Annotated in this window: 21 protein-coding genes; 13 read left to right on the top strand and 8 right to left on the bottom strand. The window is 36.9% G+C overall.

Annotation, left to right across the window (positions count from 1 at the left end; all coding sequences use genetic code 11):
• Positions 1 to 64 precede the first annotated feature (64 nt).
• Together BCELL_RS13905 and guaC are read right to left on the bottom strand one after the other, a co-directional pair.
• The gene (locus BCELL_RS13905) at positions 65 to 2,266 is read right to left on the bottom strand and encodes a DNA topoisomerase III (RefSeq protein ID WP_013489388.1); all 2,202 of its coding nucleotides are present in this window, start codon (positions 2,264 to 2,266) and stop codon (positions 65 to 67) included.
• Positions 2,267 to 2,486: 220 nt separating this feature from the next.
• Complete coding sequence (gene guaC, locus BCELL_RS13900) at positions 2,487 to 3,470, bottom strand: GMP reductase (protein ID WP_013489387.1); 984 nt, start codon at positions 3,468 to 3,470, stop codon at positions 2,487 to 2,489.
• A gap of 319 nt (positions 3,471 to 3,789) precedes the next feature.
• On the opposite strand from guaC, the gene BCELL_RS13895 reads away from it, so the two are divergent.
• Positions 3,790 to 4,782: an N-acetylglucosamine kinase gene (locus BCELL_RS13895; protein ID WP_013489386.1), complete on the top strand. Its 993-nt coding sequence runs from the start codon at positions 3,790 to 3,792 to the stop codon at positions 4,780 to 4,782.
• Positions 4,769 to 6,079, top strand: coding sequence for a 6-phospho-beta-glucosidase (locus tag BCELL_RS13890; RefSeq protein WP_013489385.1), 1,311 nt, complete (start codon positions 4,769 to 4,771; stop codon positions 6,077 to 6,079). The genes BCELL_RS13895 and BCELL_RS13890 overlap by 14 nt, the downstream gene beginning before the upstream one ends.
• Positions 6,080 to 6,275: 196 nt before the next feature.
• Here BCELL_RS13890 and BCELL_RS13885 read toward each other — a convergent pair whose 3' ends face one another.
• A complete protein-coding gene (locus tag BCELL_RS13885) occupies positions 6,276 to 7,013 on the bottom strand; it encodes a GntR family transcriptional regulator (RefSeq protein WP_013489384.1) in 738 nt (245 codons plus the stop codon).
• Between the two features lie 234 nt (positions 7,014 to 7,247).
• Between BCELL_RS13885 and BCELL_RS13880 the strand changes: the two genes are divergently transcribed.
• Both BCELL_RS13880 and BCELL_RS13875 read left to right on the top strand, forming a co-directional pair.
• Positions 7,248 to 7,433: a zinc ribbon domain-containing protein gene (locus BCELL_RS13880; RefSeq protein ID WP_041808279.1), complete on the top strand. Its 186-nt coding sequence runs from the start codon at positions 7,248 to 7,250 to the stop codon at positions 7,431 to 7,433.
• A 116-nt stretch (positions 7,434 to 7,549) separates the two neighbouring features.
• A complete protein-coding gene (locus tag BCELL_RS13875; RefSeq protein WP_013489383.1) occupies positions 7,550 to 7,807 on the top strand; it encodes a hypothetical protein in 258 nt (85 codons plus the stop codon).
• Positions 7,808 to 7,853: 46 nt separating this feature from the next.
• Here the strand turns inward: BCELL_RS13875 and glnA are convergent, their stop codons facing one another.
• Positions 7,854 to 9,221, bottom strand: coding sequence for a type I glutamate--ammonia ligase (gene glnA, locus BCELL_RS13870; protein ID WP_013489382.1), 1,368 nt, complete (start codon positions 9,219 to 9,221; stop codon positions 7,854 to 7,856).
• 267 nt (positions 9,222 to 9,488) lie between these two features.
• Here glnA and BCELL_RS13865 point away from each other — a divergent pair, with 267 nt between their 5' ends.
• Entirely contained in the window at positions 9,489 to 10,448 is a 960-nt protein-coding gene (locus BCELL_RS13865) for an NAD(P)H-dependent flavin oxidoreductase (RefSeq protein ID WP_013489381.1), read from the top strand.
• A gap of 124 nt (positions 10,449 to 10,572) precedes the next feature.
• Positions 10,573 to 11,229: a ribonuclease H family protein gene (locus BCELL_RS13860; protein WP_013489380.1), complete on the top strand. Its 657-nt coding sequence runs from the start codon at positions 10,573 to 10,575 to the stop codon at positions 11,227 to 11,229.
• A 123-nt stretch (positions 11,230 to 11,352) separates the two neighbouring features.
• Here BCELL_RS13860 and BCELL_RS13855 read toward each other — a convergent pair whose 3' ends face one another.
• Both BCELL_RS13855 and BCELL_RS13850 read right to left on the bottom strand, forming a co-directional pair.
• Positions 11,353 to 12,543 carry a chromate transporter gene (locus BCELL_RS13855; RefSeq protein ID WP_013489379.1) on the bottom strand — a complete coding sequence of 397 codons (1,191 nt, stop codon included), beginning with the start codon at positions 12,541 to 12,543 and terminating at the stop codon, positions 11,353 to 11,355.
• 20 nt (positions 12,544 to 12,563) lie between these two features.
• Positions 12,564 to 12,869: a PadR family transcriptional regulator gene (locus BCELL_RS13850; protein WP_013489378.1), complete on the bottom strand. Its 306-nt coding sequence runs from the start codon at positions 12,867 to 12,869 to the stop codon at positions 12,564 to 12,566.
• Between the two features lie 509 nt (positions 12,870 to 13,378).
• Between BCELL_RS13850 and BCELL_RS13845 the strand changes: the two genes are divergently transcribed.
• From BCELL_RS13845 to BCELL_RS13820, 6 genes are all read left to right on the top strand, one after another.
• A complete protein-coding gene (locus tag BCELL_RS13845; RefSeq protein ID WP_013489377.1) occupies positions 13,379 to 13,591 on the top strand; it encodes a FeoA family protein in 213 nt (70 codons plus the stop codon).
• Between the two features lies 1 nt (position 13,592).
• Positions 13,593 to 15,353 carry a ferrous iron transporter B gene (locus tag BCELL_RS13840; protein ID WP_013489376.1) on the top strand — a complete coding sequence of 587 codons (1,761 nt, stop codon included), beginning with the start codon at positions 13,593 to 13,595 and terminating at the stop codon, positions 15,351 to 15,353.
• Positions 15,354 to 15,368: 15 nt separating this feature from the next.
• Entirely contained in the window at positions 15,369 to 15,950 is a 582-nt protein-coding gene (locus BCELL_RS21695) for a nicotianamine synthase family protein (protein WP_013489375.1), read from the top strand.
• On the top strand, positions 15,947 to 16,903 hold the full coding sequence (locus BCELL_RS13830) for a lysylphosphatidylglycerol synthase transmembrane domain-containing protein (protein WP_013489374.1): 957 nt from the start codon (positions 15,947 to 15,949) through the stop codon (positions 16,901 to 16,903). The genes BCELL_RS21695 and BCELL_RS13830 overlap by 4 nt, the downstream gene beginning before the upstream one ends.
• A 777-nt stretch (positions 16,904 to 17,680) precedes the next feature.
• Positions 17,681 to 19,006, top strand: coding sequence for a group II intron reverse transcriptase/maturase (gene ltrA / locus BCELL_RS13825; protein WP_013488213.1), 1,326 nt, complete (start codon positions 17,681 to 17,683; stop codon positions 19,004 to 19,006).
• Between the two features lie 115 nt (positions 19,007 to 19,121).
• Positions 19,122 to 19,913 carry a lytic transglycosylase domain-containing protein gene (locus BCELL_RS13820; protein WP_013489373.1) on the top strand — a complete coding sequence of 264 codons (792 nt, stop codon included), beginning with the start codon at positions 19,122 to 19,124 and terminating at the stop codon, positions 19,911 to 19,913.
• 480 nt (positions 19,914 to 20,393) lie between these two features.
• Here the strand turns inward: BCELL_RS13820 and BCELL_RS13815 are convergent, their stop codons facing one another.
• Positions 20,394 to 20,594, bottom strand: a complete 201-nt coding sequence (locus BCELL_RS13815) for a hypothetical protein (protein ID WP_013489372.1) — start codon at positions 20,592 to 20,594, stop codon at positions 20,394 to 20,396.
• Between the two features lie 133 nt (positions 20,595 to 20,727).
• Here BCELL_RS13815 and BCELL_RS13810 point away from each other — a divergent pair, with 133 nt between their 5' ends.
• Positions 20,728 to 21,285, top strand: coding sequence for a hemerythrin domain-containing protein (locus BCELL_RS13810; protein ID WP_013489371.1), 558 nt, complete (start codon positions 20,728 to 20,730; stop codon positions 21,283 to 21,285).
• 121 nt (positions 21,286 to 21,406) lie between these two features.
• Here BCELL_RS13810 and BCELL_RS13805 read toward each other — a convergent pair whose 3' ends face one another.
• The gene (locus tag BCELL_RS13805; RefSeq protein ID WP_013489370.1) at positions 21,407 to 21,955 is read right to left on the bottom strand and encodes a C40 family peptidase; all 549 of its coding nucleotides are present in this window, start codon (positions 21,953 to 21,955) and stop codon (positions 21,407 to 21,409) included.
• Positions 21,956 to 21,964: the final 9 nt, after the last annotated feature.

Below are 21,964 nucleotides of genomic sequence, written 5' to 3'. Positions count from 1 at the left end.
CACTTCTTCACCGCTTCTAAGAAAACCTAAAAACGAGCTTCACTAAGCTCGTTTTTAGGTTTTCTTATTTTAGTTTTAATTTTGCTAATGCATCTGCCAGTGCGGGGTTAAACGGCTCATCATCTTGTTGCTTATTTTGTTTCTTCATAAAGTTATTTACTTCTCGTTTTGATAGCTTCGTATTTTTTTCTTTTTTCTTCCGTTCATTAAATGTAGCAAGCTTTTCTTTATGACCACATTTACAAGCAAATACTTGCCCTTCCCCTTGACCACGAAGCTCTAATTTTTTCTTACATTTCGGACAACGGGCATTTGTCACTTTAGATATGTTTTTACGGTGACCACACTCACGGTCTTGACAGATGTGCATTTTTCCTTTTTTACTGTTCACCTCAAGCATATTCTTTCCGCACTCAGGACATTTCGTACCAGTCATGTTATTATGCTTGAACTTTTTATCACTATTTTTTATTTCATGAACTACAGTTTTAGCGTATTCTTTCATGTCATTAATAAAGTCGTTCTTTTTTAGATTACCTTTTGCAATGGCTTCTAGCTTTTGTTCCCATTCCCCTGTTAATGCAGGTGATTTCAAATCAGATGGCACTAAATCAAGCAATTGTTTCCCTTTAGAAGTGAGGTGGATATCTTTCTCTTTTTTTTCTATAAGAAAGCTATTAAACAGCTTTTCGATAATATCAGCACGTGTGGCTACTGTACCTAATCCTCCTGTTTTTTCTAACGTTTTTGCTAGTTCCTTCGTTTCACCAACGATATATTTCGCAGGATTTTCCATTGCTGAAAGCAAAGTTGCTTCATTAAAGCGGGCAGGTGGTTTCGTTTCGCCCTCTGTTTGGGAGACTTTTGTAATCGTAAGTGTATCGCCCTTTACAATCTGAGGTATCACCTGTTCTTTTACATCATCACTTTCCTCATCTTCAATCACATTTCCGTAAACTTCTTTCCAACCGAGTGAATTTACTTTTTTACCGCGGGCAATAAATGTTTCACTAGCAATTTCAGCAACTATCGTTGTTTGCTCGTACTCAAACGGAGGAGAGAGAACAGCTAAAAAGCGTTTCACAACTAAATCGTAAATTTTTCTTTCTTTATCTGAAAACATCGCGATGTTCGCGACTTCTTCAGTAGGGATAATCGCATGGTGATCGGATACTTTCGTGTTATCAACAAAAGACTTGTTCGCTTGCAATGGCTTTTGAACGATTTTATTTGCTAACTTTGAGTATTCACTATAGCTCTTGCCACAAGCAATTACTCTGTCTTTCAATGTGTCAACAATATCATCAGATATATATCGTGAATCGGTTCGTGGATATGTTAGCACCTTATGCTGCTCGTACAGCCTTTGCATAATCGATAACGTTTCCTTTGCAGAATAATGAAATGCTTTATTTGCATCGCGTTGTAATTCAGTAAGATCATATAGTTGCGGTGCGAAGTTTTTCTTATTTTTTTTCGATACTTCCACTACTGTTGCATTATTTCCCTTTATATTTGATAGTATGTTAGTGATATTGTCCTTTGAAAAAGAACGGAAGTCTTTCGAACGTTTATCTTGCCAAGAGAGACTTAAGTTTTCTTCAGTTTTTGCTGTTATTCCATAAAAAGCTTTTGGCCGAAAGCTTCTAATCTCCTCTTCACGTTGAGAAATTATGGCTAAAGTTGGTGTTTGAACACGTCCACTAGATAGCTGAGCATTATACTTACACGTCAATGCTCTCGTTGCATTCAATCCGATATACCAATCTGCCTCGGAACGAGCAACGGCAGATTCGTAAAGGTTTTCGTACGCCTTCGCATTTTTCAATTGTTGAAATCCTTCTTTAATCGCTTTATCTGTTACCGACGAAATCCAAAGACGTTTTGTCGGCTTACTAATCTTTGCCTTTTCGATAATCCATCTAGCAACTAACTCACCTTCACGCCCAGCGTCTGTAGCAATAATGATGTCACCAACATCTGAGCGGTGCAATTGACTCTTTACTGCATGGAATTGTTTGCTCGTTTTTTTTATAACGACTAGCTTTAAATGGTTCGGAATCATCGGTAAGTCTTCAATCTTCCATGACTTGTATTTTTGATCATACGCCTCTGGATCAGCTAATGTTACTAAATGTCCGAGTGCCCAAGTAATAATATATTTATCTCCTTCTATAAAACCATTTCCTTTTTTATTACACTTCAATACGCGTGCGATATCACGAGCAACAGAAGGCTTTTCAGCAATCACTACACTTTTTTTCATTAAAAAACATCCTTTCAGAACACAATTATATTAAATATATCATAATTGCTGTTAAACATCATTTAGGGCATGATAGTGAAATGAAAAATACGAACAAGTACTATGCTCGTACAGTTATCATTCGTTATAAGGCAAAGCAGGATAATTCATAAGTAATAAAAAATACTGAAGGGTGATTCCAAAGGTTGGAAGCAACCTTTAAAATCACCCTCATTTTTCTTTAATAAACTTTATCACCATTAAAGATAGAGTTTTTAACTATAACATAATCGACATTACGAATTGCATCTAATTTTCTTCCACCTGCATAAGAGATAGAGGATTGTAGGTCTTGCTTCATTTCTTCTAACGTATCTTTTAGTGAGCCTTTATGCTCAACATACATTTTTTTACCTTCTACATTTTTCTTCTCGCCTTTTTGAAACTCAGAGGCTGAGCCGAAATATTCTTTACAAAGCTTACCGTCTTTTTCGACGGTTTCACCTGGTGATTCTTCGTGACCAGCAAATAGAGAGCCAATCATAACCATCGATGCACCAAAACGAACGGACTTTGCAATATCACCGTGAGTACGAATACCGCCGTCAGCAATAATTGGCTTACTAGCAGCTTTTGCACACCAACGAAGGGCAGCTAATTGCCAGCCACCTGTTCCGAAACCAGTTTTAATTTTCGTAATACATACTTTACCTGGTCCAATTCCAACTTTAGTAGCATCAGCTCCAGCATTTTCTAATTCTCTTACAGCTTCTGGTGTACCGACGTTCCCAGCAATGACAAAGCTTTTAGGAATATGTTTTTTTATATGCTGAATCATCTCGATTACTGCATTAGAATGTCCGTGAGCAATATCAATAGTGATGAATTCAGGGATTAAATTTTCTGATGCTAATTGCGCAATGAAATCATATTCTTCTTCTTTTACTCCAACACTAATTGAAGCGATAAGGCCACGTTCTTTCATATCCTTAATAAAGGAAACACGTTTCTCAGGTTGAAAACGGTGCATGATATAAAAATAACCGTTTTCAGCAAGGTAAATTGCAATTTTTTCATCTATAATTGTCTGCATATTAGCAGGCACAACAGGCAATTGGAAAGTATGCCCTCCAAAAGTGACCGTTGTATCACACTCTGATCTACTATTTACAACACTTTTAGCAGGAATTAATTGAATATCTTCGTAATCGAACACGTTGTCCATAAATAACACTCCTAAATACGAATATTAAAGTTAATTGTGACGAATAACATTCGCCCTTGTGTATTGTACACTATTTTCATTAGTATGTTAAACATTTTTTAAATAATGTTCTTTTCTTGAAGTTTCGTAGAAAAAAGTTAAGTCAGCAGTAATCGAAGTTACATGTTCCACATCATCTACAAAGTTAACATAAAAGAAAAGTCTATAATATTAATTGCATTATTTACAGCTTAGATAAATACTGATAAAATTTGTTATAACAACAGACAAATTGTTATATTATTTTTATTACAAATATCTGTGTAGAAGGAGAAGAGTAATGATGTATGTAATGGGGATTGATGGTGGAGGCACGAAAACGTACGCGGTAATCACTGACCAATCTGGTACCTTCATAGCAGAAGGCATAGCTGGAGGTGGTAATCATCAAAGTGTTGGAATGGATAAAGCTTTAACAGAAATAAGAAAAGCTATTGAAATGGCCTTAAATAATGCAAAGCTTAAATACAGTGATATTACATTTGTCCAGTATGGATTATCTGGTGCTGATCGACAAAAGGATTTTGACATTATTCTCCCGGCTTTAAAGCGTCTTCCTTTTAAAGAGTGGGATGTTGTTTGTGACACGATGGAGGGACTTCGTATAGGAAGTGACGACTACACAGGTGTCGTTTTAGTATGTGGAACGGGGACAAATGCTGCAGGGAGAAATAAGAAGGGTGAGACTATTCAAACTGGAGGGTTTGGCTATTTTTTCGGAGACTTCTCTGGTGGTGGGCAAATTGCAACAGAAGCATTTAGAAGAACAATTCGTTCTTGGGAGCTTCGAGAGCAACCATCTGTGCTAACTAATAAAGTACCGCAATACTTGGGCTTTGAATCAGTGGAAGAGTTGTTTCACAGCTATTTAGACGATGACATATATCATGTCCCTGCTGGACTTGCAAAAATTGTCCATGAAGTTGCCGAAGAAGGAGACGCATTGGCAAATGATATTTTAGCCGAATCAGGAAAAGAATTAGGAATTGCCGCATTATCCGTAATAAAGCGATTACAAATGGTTAAAGAAAATGGTAATATCCCGATCGTGCTTGTAGGAAGTATTGTTCAAAAAGGGAGGAACAACACGCTATTACGTTCATTAAAAGAAACGTTAGAAACAGAACTTACTAATTACAATATTGTTATACCAAACATTGAGCCTGTATATGGAGCGATTATGCTTGCGATGGATCATTTACGTATTCCTGTTACTGAAGAAATGAAACAGAAATTTGAAAAATATGGGGGATATTCACATGAAGGGAAATAGTTTAAAGATTGCCGTTATAGGAGGAGGTTCTTCTTATACACCAGAGTTAATCGAAGGGTTTATAAAGAACTATAATGAGCTACCAGTGAAAGAATTGTACTTAGTAGACATTCCCGAAGGAGAAGAGAAATTAAACATCGTCGGCAGTTTAGCTAAAAGAATGCTGGAGGAAGCAGACGTACCGATTGAACTCCATTTAACTACAGATCGTAAAAAGGCAATAAAAGGTGCAGACTTCGTAACCACACAAATTCGTGTCGGTATGTTAGATGCTAGAGCACGTGATGAACAAATACCTTTAAAATACAACCGTATAGGACAAGAAACAACTGGTGCTGGTGGCTTCGCTAAAGCAATTAGAACGATTCCAGTAATATTAGACATTTGCAAGGAAATCGAGGAATTAGCACCTGATGCATTTTTGCTAAACTTTACGAATCCGGCTGGCATTGTTACGGAGGCAGTGTTAAAACACTCTAACGTAAAAACGATAGGGCTTTGCAACTTACCTATTGGCACTCAAATGCAAGTAGCAAGCTGGTTCGATGTAAAGCCATCAGACGTGTCATTAGAAATGGTAGGAATCAATCATCTAAATTGGACGACAAAGGTAGAAGTGAATGGTGTCAATGTCACGCATGATGTACTGACAAGAGCGAATAATAGTGGCCTTCATGTAAAGAATATTCCTGATTTAGGGTGGGAACCACAATTATTAAAGTCTATAAACGCTTTACCTTGTGCCTATCACCGCTATTATTACATGCCAGAGCAAATGTTAAAGGAGCAAATAGAAAAATCTAAAACAGAGGGCACGAGAGCAGACGTTGTAAAAGAGGTCGAGAATGATTTATTTGAAAAATATAAAGATCCAAATTTAAAAGTGAAACCAAAGGAATTGGAGAAACGAGGCGGAGCATATTACTCTGAGGCAGCAGTTCAGCTTATTTGCTCTATTTACAATAATAAAAAAGATACTCAAATAGTTAATGTTCGAAATAATGGATTGATCAAACAGTTGCCAGATGATGTTTCCATTGAAGTGAATTGTGTGATAGATCGTAACGGAGCACATCCTATCCAAATTGAAACCGAATTATCTCCGCATATACGAGGCTTATTACAAGTTGTGAAGGCTTATGAGGAATTAACGGTTACTGCTGCAGTTAAAGGAGATTATGGCATTGCCTTACAAGCTTTAATAACACACCCATTAGTAGCAGATTCAGACGTTGCTAAAAAAATACTAGATGACATTCTTCGTGAAAACCGTCATTATTTACCTCAATTTGTATAATAGCGTTATGGCGATGATAGGCTGAAATGTGGGCTTACCGGTCATGGGTAGTAAGGGGGCAGATGGCGAGTAGCCATTTGCCCTTGAGCAAAAGAAATAGCGTGTGAAGTACGTCTACTAGCACAATTTTAAAGAAATAAAAAAGTATCCAAATAGACAAACATAAAACTACTTTATCCCTTTTCAAAACCACTATTTAATTTTCGTTGTATAATCTCTCTATAACAAACTTTGAACGGTCCCCACGAAAGTATGCCTTAGAATATTCGATTACTTGCTGTTTCGTATTATATGTAGTTGTTTCTAATGAAAAAATTGGTGAACCCTCTTTAATATTTAAGTAGTTACTGATTTCTTTGTTGCTTAAAATTGGTTCTATTGCTTCTACAGTTCGTTCAATTTTTACATCGTATTTTTTTTCTAATAATTGAAAAAGGGAATTTTCGCATTCCTTTTTATCATGACTTAAACCAGGAGCTACCCCCCAAGGAATATAGGCTATTTCATATTGTAACGGATCTTCGTTAGCATAACGAATTCTTACAAGTTTTGTCACTGGATCGTTTTCTTTTATTTGTAGCGGACCTGCTACTGTTTCATCTGCAGGAATGACATCAAGTACAAGTACTTTAGTGCTTGGTTCGTATCCTTGCTCGATCATTTGTTTAGTAAATCCTTTTTTCGCAGTAGTAAGCGATTGATGTATTTTTGAGCTTGATACAAAAGTACCTTTTCCTTGAATTTTATAAATGCGACCTTCAGCTACTAATTGCTGTAAAGCAATCCTTACTGTTGTTCGACTAACATTATATTCGTTACACAGTTGCATTTCAGTAGGTAGTTTGTCCTCAGATTTATATGTTCCATTTTGGATGTTTTGAATGATTTGTTTCTTTAGTTTGTGATGTAAAGATTCCAACTTTTCTTTAGCCATTGTCCATCACCTCATTTGGATAGCGTTGAGAGATATTTCGTTGTAATTAATTAGAAGTTTACTAAAATACAATATAAAAGAAAAGCTAATTTGGTGAAAGTGCTTAATCGTTGTTATAACAAATATCAAACTGCTACTGATAAATTTGTAAAAGGATTGATACTTAGAAGAGCAAAGTTTATCATTATATTAAGTATTTAGAAAATTTCTATTTTATTATACGGAGGTATTAATATGGCGTTAAGACCTTGTCCTGAATGCGGACATAACGTTTCAACAAGAGCAGGAAGTTGTCCGAATTGTGGTTTTCCATTTGAAAGGTTAATCCAAGAACAACCACAACAAGGAGGGAATGGCTTATCTTTTTGGGGAGTAGTCGGTGCAATTATTGTAGCAGTACTTATTTTGTCTCTATTTTAAACGTAACGATTATTATTCTATGTGCTCTTATTTATGCTTTTAATACATATTATATTAAAAAGATGACAGATCACTTTTTCATCCATTCGTACTTTAATGATATCTTTGGCGGTGTAATGATAGTTGCTATTGCAAATACAATCATACTTATTGGAAAACAAAATCATTTATACATAAATAGCTTCTTAAAGGTGTCGTCGTTTACGTTCGTTGTAGGAATTTTTTGGGAGTACGTGACACCGATGTATCTATCTAATAGTGTCACTGACCCTTGGGATATCGTCGCTTATATGTTTGGTGGCTGCATTTATTGGTTAACTACTACCATATTAACGAAAAAGAAAAAGGAACTTCTAGAAGCGCTGAACTACTGAAAGGGTGACTCAAAATCACCCTTTGAATCACCCTTTTCTTATAATATTAAAATTTAGTTTGATAGTTTTCTAGTTCCCAACCATGAACAGTAGTACGGAAGCTATCTAGCTCTTCACGTTTTAAATCTATATATTCACTAAATACGTGGTCACCAAATGTTTTTCTACCAATTTCACCTTTTTCAAATTCAGCTACAGCAAATTCTAAGCTAGTTGGTAAATTGTCAATCTCTTGAAGGAATAACTCTTCTGCACTCATACTGAAAATATCTTCATCAAATGAGTCTGGAGCTTCTAATCCTTTTTCTACACCGTCTAATCCAGCGGATGCAATAATAGCAAATGCTAAATATGGATTAGCAGTAGGGTCTGGGCAACGAATTTCTACTCTCGTTGCAGGTCCACGCATAGCAGGGATACGAATAAGAGCTGAACGATTAGAAGCAGACCAAGCGATATAACAAGGTGCCTCGTATCCAGGAACTAAACGCTTATAAGAATTAACTAGGGGATTTGTTACAGCTGCAAATCCTTTCACGTTAGTTAATAATCCGGCAATAAATTGATAAGCTGTTGCTGAAAGCTCCTTTTCGTCATTCGTATCATAAAAGGCATTTTCCCCTTTTTTAATATCGAATAATGAAATGTTCGTATGCATCCCACTCCCATTTTCCCCTGCAATTGGTTTTGGCATAAATGTTGCGTGTAGTCCGAACTTTTTCGCAACTGTTTTTACTACCCATTTGTATGTGATTGCGTTATCTGCAGTAGTTAGCGCATCAGAGTATTTAAAGTTTATTTCGTGCTGGCCACGAGCTACCTCATGGTGAGAAGCTTCAATTGTAAAGCCCATTGCCTTTAATGCACGGTAAATCTCAAGTCTAACTTTTTCACCGTTATCGTGTGGTGATGGCTCGAAATAACCCGCGAAATCTTGTGTTTGCTGTGTTGGACGACCTGTTTCATCTGTTTCGAATAAGAAAAATTCAAGTTCAGGTCCGACATTAATGGCATAACCCTGTTCTTCGGCTCTTTCCACTGTTCTTTTCAGTACGTTACGAGGGTCACCATCAAAGTCCGTTCCGTCTGGATTTTTTACGCTACATATGAACCTAGCTTCAGAATAACCTTCTTCGACCGACCAAGGTAGTACCGCAAAGCTTCTTAAATCTGGCTGTAAATATAAATCAGATTTATTGATTGGTGAGAAGCCTTGAATAGAAGATCCGTCAAACATGATTTTACCATCTACAACGGAATCTAGCTGCTCAGCTGTTACAGTTACATGTTTTAAAATTCCCTCAATATCTACAAATTGTAAGTGTAAAAGCTCAACATTTTTCTCCTTAATTACTTCCTCAATCTCCGCGACACGATTAGCTTTTGTTAAAGAATTACCTGTTGCTACTGTCATTTTAAAAACATCCCCTTCTGTGTGAACGTAGTTAACATCCTTTGTTATGTTTATACTTTAAAATAACTTTGAAGGTTTGTAATGATATTCGTTAGAAAATCTAACATATTATTTTGAAAAGTTTGAATTTTGTATTTGAAAGCAAACTTTTATAACCAAATATTAGTACCTAGTGACAAATGTCAATTGTAAACGTATACCCCAATTGCTACGATATGTTTGGGTAGTTTTTCAAGTACAATATTAATGAAATGAGGGAGGAACGTAATGCGTATTCCACAATTAACAATCGGGCATATGAAGCCAAAGTTTCCGATCATTCAGGGGGGAATGGGAGTAGGTATATCTTTAAGTGGATTAGCCTCTGCCGTTGCGAATGCAGGAGGAATTGGTATCATTTCAGGAACTGGAATTTCTATTGCAGAATTAAGAGATCATATTAAAAAAGCGAGACAATTAACGAATGGAGCAGGGTATATTGGTGTCAACGTATTATATGCGATGACAGACTTTGCAGAAAAGATAAAGGTCGCTATGGAAGAAAAGGTTGATTTTATCATATCAGGTGCTGGTATTTCGAGAGATATGTATGCGTGGGGGAAGCAATACAACATACCAGTTATATCTATTGTTTCGTCAAGCAAGTTGGCAAAAATGTCGCAAAGGCTAGGAGCAGCAGCCGTTGTTGTTGAGGGGTGTGAAGCTGGCGGACATCTTGGAACTGATCGACCTTTATTTGATATATTACCGGAAGTCATCGAAGCAGTAGAGATTCCCGTCATTGCTGCTGGAGGTATAGTGAATGGGGAAGACGTGAGAAAGGCACTTGATATGGGAGCGGCAGCTGTCCAAATGGGGTCAAGGTTTGTTGCAAGTGTTGAATGTGATGCGCCTCTGTCGTTTAAGGAAAAATATATTAAAAGTCAAGACACTACGATTATTCAATCTGTAGTCGGATTACCGGGAAGAGCAATCAAAAATAATTTTACTGAAAAAATTAGTGACGATAAAAAAGTGAAAATTGAGAAGTGTGTATCTTGCTTAAAGAAATGCTCACATAGATTTTGTATTTATGATTCTCTTTTAAAGGCGAAAGACGGTGATGCGGAAGAAGGACTTGTTTTTAGTGGTTCTCGCGTTCATGAAATCAATGATATTTTACCAGTGAAGCAGATTATTGATCGTATTGTTCGTGAGTTACTTGAGACACAAATCGTTAATAGTTAAAGATAAATGATGTATGAGAGGGTGACGCAAAGTCATTCTCTTTTTTACTCATCGAACTTGATAAATAAGGGCACTTTAGGTGATATTAAGGTAAATAGAATGAACAACAAGGGGAGACTTTCTTTTGAATGTGAGGATAGAAGTTACATATAAAACTGTAAAAGGTCAAATAACAACATTTTCATCAGAAAACATGAATGTCGAACAAGCTATATTAATAGCAGAAGACTTACAAAACACAGGTAGGATAAAAAATTTACTTTTTATAGACAATGAAGAAAATTCATGGACGTTAAAAGAAGTAAAAAAGTATACGAAGGAAATTGAGACTGAACCACACAATGTAACCATTTACTTCGATGGTGGCTTTAATTTGGAAGAGAAGATTTCTGGGTTAGGATGTGCGATTTATTATGAAAAGAATAAAAAGACTTACCGACTAAGAAAAAATGAATTAGTAGATGTACTTGATTCAAATAATGAAGCTGAATATGCAGCACTTTACTTTTCTATCCAGCAGTTAGAAGAGTTAGGTGTTCATCACCTGCCAGTGACAATCATTGGAGATTCCCAAGTCGTCATTAATCAACTGATTGGGGAGTGGCCGTGTATGGAGGATGTATTAAATAATTGGGCCGACCGAATCGAAAGCAAGTTAAAGCAATTAGGTATTAGACCAACATTTACACTCGTTTCAAGAAAAGAGAACAAGGAAGCAGATCACCTCGCCACGCAGGCTTTAAGTGAAATAGAAATTGAGAGTACGATGGAGATCACTTGACGAGGGGCCACTAAAAGTGACTGTGGAGGCAACTCGTGTTGCTTAAATGATGACACAAAAGGAAAATAGTAACCTTTTGTGTCAACCGACTTTCTTAGATAAACAACATGATCTGATTGGTAACTATAATATATTGATAACCGTTCCACCAATTGCCCCAGCGAGCACGACGATCCAAGGCGGTAACTTCCAAAATACAAGCATACTAAACAGCACTGCTGCTAAAGCAAAATCAATAGGGGAGAGTATGGAACTCGTCCATATTGGATGATATAAAGCTGCAATTAAAATCCCGACTACAGCTGCATTTACACCAAAAAGTGCACCTTGAATTTTAGGATTATTTCTTAACATACCCCAAAATGGCAGCGTTCCTAAAATAAGCAGGAATGCAGGTAGAAAAATCGCTATAGTAGCAATGAACGCGCCAAACCAGCCGTCCATGATTGCTCCTAAATAAGCAGCAAATGTAAATAATGGGCCCGGAACAGCTTGGGTAGCACCATATCCAGCTAAAAATGCCTCCTCTGTTATCCAACCGACTGGGACTAGCTCTCGCTCAATAAGAGGTAAAACAACGTGACCACCACCAAACACGAGTGAACCGGCACGATAAAAGCTATCAAACATTGCAATCCAATGAATGGAAGTAATCTCTCTCAAAAAAGGGAGTAATATGAGAAGACCAAAAAATATAATTAAACATGAAGTTGCAAACTTTTTACTAATAGGAACTTCAAAACGTGATGTCGATGGAGCCTTTTGCTCTCGATAAAGCCAATAACCAATCAATGCTGCAACAACGATAATAACCACTTGTGTGACTACCGTTTGCCATAAAAGGGTGACAATAACAGCAAAGAGAGCAATTGTACGTCTTTTGACATCAGGAGTCAGCTTTTGTGCCATTCCAAGTATTGCATGAGCAACGACAGCGACAGCGACAATCTTTAGGCCTTGAATCCAACCTGCATTACTGATATCAAAGCCTTGTACAAATAATGCAAAGATGACGAGTGCAATGACTGATGGAAGTGTAAATCCAATAAAAGCCATCAGTCCACCTAATAACCCTTTTCTCATTACTCCTATGCCGATACCTACTTGGCTACTAGCAGGACCAGGTAAGAATTGACAGAGTGCAACTAAGTCAGCATACCCTTGCTCGTCTAACCATTTTCTACGACGAACATACTCATTATGAAAATATCCTAAGTGAGCGATAGGTCCTCCAAAGGAAGTTAAGCCTAAACGCAACGACACCCATAACACTTCTAATAAGGATGCTTTTTTATATCCTTTTTTTGTTTCCATTTATTTCACTCCAGTATCCTTTATTTGATTTCTTTGAATAACTCATACGCCTTTTCTCTTGCTTCTTGCAATATTTCATTACCTTTGACAGTGGTATGATAATACTTCCTAATTTTACCATCTACTAGTTTTTCTTCTTTTTCAAGTAATTGATCCTCTTCCATCTTGTGAAGAATGGGATATAAGCTCCCTGGGCTTAATTTATAGCCGTGTTCACGCAATTCTTCTAGCATCCATGAACCATAAATCGACTCTTGCTTTGCATGGTGTAAAATATGAATATGTATAAAACCGAGGAATAATTTACGCAGTATTTTATTATCCATCTTTTTCACCTCATCTTTCTTATTCTAATAAAAGAAAAGAGTTATTTTATTAATTTTATATTAAATGATATTAAATTTTTTTTTAAGATAAGAAAGATAAAACTTGGCAATGGAATTTTTCGCGGTACGTACTATCGTGAATCCCCCTCACTAGTAAATAAAGAGAAACATCGAAATTCCACCGCTTTAAAGAAAAGACGTTAATAACATTAAAGCTATTATTTTGTTATTCTTATTTCAAAAGAAATTGTGCTTTATTAGGAAAAAAAGTTTGATAACCTATTGAACAAACATGATTACAGTCAATGAAACTAGCATAATAGCAATTAAAATCATCTTCCGATATCGATTTTCGATATTAATGATAATATAAGCTACTTTAAAAAACAACGAATCACAGTATAATAAATCGTCAAATTTTTGTAACAAGTGAAAAATATAAAAGTAGAAAAATGTGGTAATATTTGCAGTATGATATTGAAAATCATTATCATTTGGGAGGGTTTACTTTGCAGCTTTACCAATGTAAAGGAAGTACAAAGTGTATTATAAAAAAGCTACCTAAAGCATGTATACTTCAGTCTCTTGGTATATGTGAAGGATTGAACATATCTGTTTACTCGAAGGCGCCATTTGGTGGACCAGTTCTTATACAAGCTGGTAGACGAAAGGTGGCTTTAGGGAAAGAAGTAGCGAATAATATTATGGTAGAGGTGGTTTAAGTTGGAGTGCTGTCATGAAGAATCATCACAGCATATTTGTCGTGATGAAAAAACTATTTTACTGATGGGGAACCCTAATGTAGGAAAAAGTGTTATTTTTTCTAAACTAACTGGAAGGCAAGTGCTTACGGCTAACTACGCGGGAACGACTGTATCGTTTACAAAAGGTGACTTAATTGAGACAAAAGAGAAAGTGAGTTTGATTGATGTTCCAGGAACGTATTCCCTAAATGCCACATCTGAGGCAGAAAATGTAGCGATTCAATTATTAAATGAACATGTTGATGCCATTATATGTGTGCTAGATGCTACAAATTTGGAACGGAATTTATTACTTTCTCTTGACTTGTTAAAAAAAGAAACTCCGATTATTTTCGCTTTAAACTTAATGGATGTAGCAGAGCGTCAAGGGATAACGATCGATGTACAACTACTTGAAGAAAAATTAGGTGCCCGAGTTATCCCAACGGTAGCAGTCCGTAATATCGGTTTATATAAGTTGATCGCTGCTTGTAAAGCGGAGATAAGTAATCCAACGTACGAAGGTTATAGGTTTATAGTGACGGAAGATAGTCACCAGCAGATCGCGCAGGATATTACGATGAAGGTTGAAAAGATAGAGAATAGAAAGCCAACTATGCTTGAAAAGCTTGGTGATTGGACGATGGTCCCTTTTCCAGGTATTCCAATAGCTTTATTAGTATTAATACTTTCTTTAGCAATCGTCGTAGGGGGAGGGAAAGCGTTAAGAGCAACGATCTTTTTACCATTTTTAAATGAAATTTATATTCCCATAATGGAATGGATCGTACAGAGATTTGTTTCAGAAGGAATTATATATAGCCTATTAGTTGGAGAATTTGGTGTGTTAATTAAAGCTTTTGAGTGGCCTATCGCACTCATTTTACCATACGTCTTCCTTTTCTATATTATTTTATCCACTTTAGAGGATAGCGGCTATTTACCGAGACTTGGCGTACTTATGGACGGATTGCTAAGAAAGATAGGTGTTCAAGGTGGCACAATTATTCCATTTATCATGGGGTATGGCTGTGCAGTCCCAGCAATTATCAGTACAAGGGCAGCTACAACGAAAAAGGAAAGATTAGTTGTTGCTACTCTAGTAACTTTAGCTATACCTTGTACAGCTCAGACGGGCGCTTTTATTGCTTTACTAGGAGACCACTCTATGATCCTACTATTACTAGTGTTCTTCGTTTCTTTCTTTGTCATTATAGTAGGAGGTTTTATCTTAAATAAGTGCATAAAAGGGCAAGTAGATCCACTTTTAATAGAAGTGCCAAATATACTTATTCCTAATGGTAAGTCATTATTTCGAAAAATTAGCTTAAGGACAAAGCATTTCATGATGGAAGCTGAGATACCAATGATTATCGGTATTGTTATTGCGGCTGTTGTTATTGAAACGGGATTGTTGAATGCTACAGGTGAATATGTAAAACCAATTGTCGTTGATTGGCTAGGGTTACCAGAAGAAGCAAGCATTGCACTCGTGCTTGGTATTATTCGTCGTGAATTAGGTGTTTTGCCTCTATTAGAGCTTGATTTAACTCTACTTCAAATGTTTGTTGGATCCGTAGTTGCCCTTCTCTACTTACCTTGTCTTTCCGTATTTGCAGTTCTCATGAAGGAGTTTAAAACGAAAGTGGCAATACTTGTCACGCTATCAACAATCTTTTTTGCCTTTATCATTGGTGGCCTTATTAATCAAGCAGCAAAAATGTTTGCTAGTTTACTATAGTGGAGAGTGAAATGAATGAAATTTATTCCATTGGTCACACGAATTTTCGAAAAAACGGTCACCTATTGCTTGCCGTTAGCTAAACTGTTAAGTCTATATTATAAGCCAATTGTTAAACGAGAGATAAGGCTAGGAAAGATAGAACAACACGACCGGGTTCTTTTTATAGGAGGAGGCGCACTTCCTTTTACAGCAATAGAAATTTATAAACAGACTGGTGCGAGTGTTCATGTGATTGACTGCGATATCAACGCTGTTTGGTTAGCAAAAAAAACTCTGAAATTATTACATATAGAAAAGAACGTTACAGTAAGTCATGCAGATGGCGTGAATACAACTCTTAAAAACTTTACTGTTGTTCATATTGCCCAGCAAGCATTTCCTAAAGAGAAAATACTTCGTCACTTAACTAACCATGGGCGATCAAATTTGCGAATACTTGTAAGATGTCCTAAAAAACTGCTTACATGTTTTTATAGTGCTAGCTGTTCCATAAACGATGAGTGCTTTTATCGTTCGTCACAAACATGCCGAACGGCAAACAAAACGTTACTTTACGTTAATCCACATAAAGAAAAAGCTGGTGAAATAATGTGAAAAGGCTAGTGCTCTATAGTATAGGTTTTCTTATTATAACGGTACTAGTATTAAAAAGTGATACGTCAATGATGTATGAAAGCTTTCTATTATTAGGGGCCAAACACTTTGTTTTCCTCATTATTTTACAGATTTTCACTATTTTGTTGATAAATTATCAATGGGTGGAATTGGCGAAGCGAGTTTTCCCTACAATTCGTTTTAAAGAAATGTTAACGATTCAAATGATCGGGACGTTTGCTGAAAGTATAACGCCAGCAGCCAAAACTGGCGGAGAAGCGGTGAAAGTGATATTACTTAGAAAGACATTTCGAAGTAATTATGGAGAGGCGATTGCTCTAGTATCAGTTCAAAAACTGATAAGTATGTTGGCGTTTTTCCCAATTGCAACAATCTCATTCATATTCATGTGGCGCAACATGAGCATAGCAACGATTAGTGTAAATCAGTTCCAATTTTATATTATTATCATTGTTACTACTAGCCTATTCATGTATATCGTATATAAGTTAAAAGATAGAGTAGCGAAAATAAAAGAACTAATGAGCGGTTTTAAAGAGCAAGTGAAGAAAATAACCAATCATAGAAGAAATTGTGCAAAACAGCTATTGCTTTCATTGATAGTATGGGCTTTATTTCCAGTGAAGGCCTATTTTATTAGCATGGCTTTGCAAATGAATGTGAATTTATTAACAATATCAGCAGTTACATTTGTAGCCTATTTAATTGCTTTATTGCCATTAACACCTGGGGGGATAGGGACGTTTGAAGGGGCAGTCATTGTACTGTTGCAAGAATTTCATATTGGAATAGAAGAGGCGCTTATTTTTGCTGTTATCTTAAGGTTTATTACTTATTGGTTTGTTATATTGATCAGCTTTATATATAGTTATCAACGAATCATCAATATGTTTAAACAACGTAAGCAATTTTTCATTTACGAACGAGTATGAAAATATCACTCTAGACGCAGTAATAATTATGGTATGTATCATTGAAAAAATAGTAGATCTATAAAAAATCTGAGAAAATAGTATAAACCTCTATGAAACTGGTAATTGCTTATGATTAAGCGATTACCTTTTGTGCGCTTGGCAGCGCATCGAACTAATGGGTGGAAGTCCCTAACACGCCGAAGTGGCGGAAGTGTATAGCTGACAGGTAGTGCATGTCCGCGAGGAAATGTGTGGAGGACCTGAAGGCGAATCTCGGAACAGACGACTAACCACCATGTTGGCTGACAGAATCGGATAACCTTGCGAAAGATGGGGAAGTCCAGTGCCACAAGAGGGTTCTGTAAGTTATGAGGACTGGGTTCGAGGGAAAGTTTGATGACGTGACCCAAGGAGATCTCATCATCTCCGCTATGCAGTGGTAACTCTCAAACAAGTCCGTGAGGGGCGAGTTGGGATTATGGGTGGTGAGAAGTCAGAGCAGGGGATATTAGTGAATAAGCTCGTCGGAAAAGTCGTAATGGCGAGTGACTTAGCATGGCGTTGCTAAGGCGAGCCCTTACCCAAAAGGAAGGGACTTGATGCGAAGCCCGTCTGTCCATGGAAGAAAAGCAATTCAATTTAGAAAGCCGTCATGTGCCAAGCAGAAGCCAGTGAGGTGGAGCCTAAGAACTGGGGTCGAATAGTAAGTAGACCGTTTGGGACGGAGTACTTTAGGTAAAACTCGGAAAATGCCGTGTGCTAGTCATCCGAGAGAGCCAAGGGAAGGATACGAACATGAGCGAGAGATTAAATCAGAAGAGTTTTCGTGATGGAGTAAAGTCTACACAAAAGAGAAAATGGTATAGCTTAATGGATAAGGTATGGGCTATGTCCAACATGGAGGAAGCATTCAAAGAGGTAAAACGAAATCGAGGGTCTGCAGGAGTAGATGGAGTTTCTATCCGTACTTTTGAACACGGGGTGGAGGACAATGTACAAGTTCTTCAACGTGAATTAAAAGAAAAGGCCTATAGACCGAGACCCGTGAAGCGTGTATTTATTCCAAAAACGGATGGGACGAAAAGACCTTTAGGAATTCCTACTGTGAGAGACCGTGTTGTTCAAGCGGCTGTACGTCGCATTATAGAGCCAATTTTCGAAGACAAATTTTTGGATTGTAGTTTCGGATTCAGACCGAATAAAAGTGCACATATGGCATTAGAGAAAATCCGAAAGGATTTAATGGATGGGTATGTGTACGTAATTGACGCTGATCTAAAAGCCTACTTTGATACAATCCCACAGGATAAACTCATTCAAGCTGTAAGGGAAGAAGTAGTAGACGGTAGTGTTATTCGGTTGATTCAGAGTTTTTTACAAGCAGGGGTTATGGATGGAGGAAGCTTCCACCTTACTGAAAAAGGAACACCTCAAGGTGGGGTTATTAGTCCATTACTTGCAAATATCTATTTACACCCACTCGATGAACTGATGACAAAACGGGGGCATCGAATCACAAGGTACGCTGATGACTTTGTTATATGTTGTAAATCACAAAAAGGGGCTGAAAGAGTCCTTAAATCAGTAACTCGCTTCTTAAACGAGGAACTAGGTTTAACGGTTCACCCTGAAAAGACTAAGGTTGTTAATAACCTAGAAGAACCATTTCTATTTTTGGGTCACGAATTCAAGGGTGGTTATTATGTTTCTGCATCTCCTAAAGCTTTAAAGAAATTTAAAGAAAAGGTTAAGGAGATCACTAGGCGAAACCAAACCGTAAACATCGAGACATTGATTAAAGAAAAACTTAATCCATACCTAAGAGGTTGGGGTAACTACTTTGGTCACTTTTATGGGAAGACTATATTCACTATATTTGATGGATGGATACGTAGAAGATTAAGATCAGTTCAATTAAGAAGTTGGAGAAATATTAGGAAATTGCACAGGGAACTGAGGAAAAGAAAATGGAAAGGAGATCTCCCTAGATTGCGTATGAATAGATGGAGAAGCTCTTTGTCTACCCCAGTACATACTGCTTTACCTAAAGAATGGTTCGTAGAAATCGGTCTTGTCTCACTTGTAAAACTTTACAATGATCATCATCCCCAACGGGGATAATCATGGAGGAGCCGTATGCGATGACCCGCACGTACGGATCTGTGAGAGGCGCATGAATAATTTCATGCGCCTACTCTATTTAAAATTTGCAGGTAGTTGCAAAGGAGGAATAAAAATGAGGATGAAAAGTATAGGGATTATTCTTTCATCTTTATTTATGATTGTAAGCATCATCATTATTATTAGTGTTGAGTTTAAGAAGATGAAAGATAGCATTGATTTGGCAGAAGCAGAAAATAGACTAATGAAAACAGAAAATGAAACGTTGCTGTCGCTGACAGAAGATTTAAATAGGAAGCGTGATACAGAGAAGGAGAAGTTTGAAGAAGCACTCCAACTAGAACGAATCATTGCATACGTTGAAAGTGAAGAAGGAAGTGAGTACGATGATGTTGCTCATTATATTTCTTGGGAAATGGCAAACGAATTTGCAGACTACTTTTATGAAGATAGTGGTGGCCTCTTTAAAAAAGATTGGGGAAAGTTTTTAGCACTTGCGGCATCAGAAAAGGATATTGATCCACTTATTATATACGAGCTCCTTCGGGTCGAGACTGGCGGTACGTTTAATCCAGAAACTATTGGACCACAAACGCGATATGGTAGGGCACATGGATTAGCACAGTTTATGAAAAATACAAGTCCATGGATAGCAGATATGGCTAACTTACCGTACAATCACGATATGCTATATGACCCATTATATTCAATTGAATTAGCAGTTACTTATTTAGATTTTCTATATAGCCAATATGGCGATTGGGATCATGCGCTCACTGCGTATCATAGAGGAATAGGAGGCATGCAAAATTATATTGAGCGAAATGGGCATGCTAGGAGCTGGTATGCTGTTGAGATCCAAGAGGCGGCAGCAGAAAGTAAAGCCGTTGCAATGAATATTGAATAATTTGAGGGAGACTTAAAAGGTTGATTTTTTACCTATTGAGTCTCCCTTAACAATATTTTTATAAAAAAAGAAACCACTGATTATAAGGGCACTGAAAAAGTCCTTAGATTGAAAGGGGTGGCTAATAAAGATAAGGTCACTTGAATATAGAAGTTGATGAGACCTGCGCAAACTCGCTTTCCATGGAGAGTCGGCAAGCCACTTTTAGCCTTGCTCTGCAGTGTCTCACCGTGACTTATTTTTCCACAGGAACGAGCGACGTTTCTTTGATGAAGCATCGAGTTGTCTCGACGCTGTTCTATCAGCACTTTTTCTCTTTTGGAATCTCTCTATATGCTCACGAAAACGCTCCAAAACATATGCTCGTAGCGGAAGAGAAAGTTACCTCGCTTGCTCCGGTCTCATCAACTTTTTCTATAATTAGGTATATTGAATATTAATGCAGCAAAATAGCAAGTTTTTCACTTTTTCACCTTCAAATTATGCGTCTCTCATTCGGTTCATTTCATCGATTAGTTGACGAGATCGTTTCGCATTTCCTTCTGCGAATTCGCGTAATCGTAGCTTGAGATCATCATTTCTATGGATTCGTTCCGCCTCAATTAAATATGTACGCATCATTTCTTCTTCATGGTCAATAGATGCTTGTAAAAACTGTTGTAAATCCTCTTCATTTTCCATAATATTCACCTCACATATACATTTACCAATTTAACAGCATTCCATTCATGTAATGTTAGTGATTAGCATCACAACGATTATTACATGAATTCGTTACAATGAAATAAATTTGAGAAATGAGGAGGCAATATACATGTTTGCAAATTCACCTTGTGCAAGTAACTTTGGAGATCCAAGAGATATTAATTTTTGTGCACCCTTAAAACAGTTGTTTGATGAGCATCCGTCGCTACTAGAAAAAATGGATGAGTTTAATAAAATGGTCATTTCCTTTGAAAATGGAGATACAAAAACGAATTGGGGAGAAGCAATCACGCTCCTGCATGAGAAGCTTACAGTTTTTGTTGCAGAACTAGAACCCCATTCTGATAGGGAAGAGGATATACTGTTCGAAATGATGGTGAAACATATTGGTAGAGAAGGCGGACCGATAGCAGTCATGGAGTATGAGCATGATACAGCAAAGAAAAATTTAAAGGAATTTTTTACAAAAGTCGTAAAAATAACGCAAGATCACGAATTAGTAACGAAGGAGAAGGCATTTGAGCTTTTTAATCATGCCAAAATAGTGTACACAACGTTAACGGATCATTTCATGAAGGAAGAGCAAATTTTGTTTCCAATGGCTGAGAAAATGCTTTCTAATGAAGAAAAGAAAGAATTGGCAGAGAAGTTTAGGCAAATGGCGTAAGTAAGAGAAATAGTAGAGGTTGACTAAAATATATGGAGTCAACCTCAAGCAATGTGCGGAATTTACCTACTAATATATTTTTTATAGTGTTTCTCGCGACAAATAGAGCACGAACACTGTTCTATTTAGCTGCTTTCTTTAATGGAGGATAGTCTAACAATAATCCTTCATAAACTAGTTTTGTTTTATCTGATCGTCTAAAATCATCTGGTGTTACGAGAGCTGGTATTTTATTCCACAGCTTTATTCCTGCACGCTCCAAAAGCTCAGACACAAATTGTGAACAAAAGTATGACCCCCTCGGCTCTAAAGGCTCTCTCAATGCTACTCCAATGACCCCAAAAATGTTATAAATCATTTGATCTTTTTTTCTCTCAAATAACCCTATCATTCTCTTCATTTTTTCAATTTGTCTATCAGTTACAATTATCTCGTATACAGAACATGTCGTTTGAGGATATAATTTATATGTGCCATTCAAAATATCTTCTTTAATAAAACCAGCATACAAAGGGTTCCGAGGGTTTTTTCTACCAAAGCTATATAACTCTAGTAGATGTTCATCAAAAGCTATTGAGGAGTGATTGTAAGGTGCCTTTGTATATTGTTTTATCGTTTTTGTAAAAACAGTACCGGTATCGGTTAATAAAATATATACTTTTTTATCCATTGACTACTT

Origin of the sequence: Evansella cellulosilytica DSM 2522, from assembly GCF_000177235.2 — a bacterium.
GTDB classification, from domain to species: Bacteria; Bacillota; Bacilli; order Bacillales; family Salisediminibacteriaceae; genus Evansella; species Evansella cellulosilytica.
The sequence above is the reverse complement of the archived record's forward strand: the minus strand, read 5'-3'. Positions and strand labels throughout refer to the sequence as shown.